The 452-nt window shown below is 65.3% G+C and carries 1 protein-coding gene; it reads right to left on the bottom strand.

The window, feature by feature from the left end; genetic code table 11:
* Nucleotides 1-452, bottom strand: a 452-nt coding sequence (locus tag D0T11_RS21850; RefSeq protein ID WP_119657897.1) for an IS1 family transposase, incomplete at both ends; no start/stop codon positions are given.

Here is a 452-nt window from a genome sequence, read left to right as displayed (position 1 = left end):
GTTGGCGTTAACCGACGGTTGTGCTCGTCGATGACGAGTTGGATGCGCRTRTGGTGCATTTTCTCGCACCGRCTRAACGAGCAGGACTTGCGCACCAACACGCCGCACTTTTGGCGCAACGAACAGTTGATGGCCTCCACGATGCTCGTCTGGCCGCTGCCTTTGGGGCTGGGCCGRTGSGCAGCGGCCGGAAACATGCCCCGGTAGGCCTCCCACTCGTCCGTGTAGTACCACGTGCCCGTGCGATACTGCTCGGGCAAGGCGTCCCACAGGCGCTGGGCCGTGGCCCGGCTCCGGTCACCRAGCACCCAGGCCACGATACGGCGACTGGCCCGCTCCACGGCCAGCCAGAGCCACACTTTATTGCCCTTRTGGCCGACAAAGGTCCACATTTCATCCAACTCCAGCTCCCGTGGCCGGCGGGGCTTGGGGCGCAACTGGGGCGTGGCCTG

It is taken from the genome of Hymenobacter rubripertinctus, from assembly GCF_003583925.1.
Lineage (GTDB): Bacteria > Bacteroidota > Bacteroidia > Cytophagales > Hymenobacteraceae > Hymenobacter > Hymenobacter rubripertinctus.
This window is presented reverse-complemented; position numbering and strand designations above follow the sequence as displayed.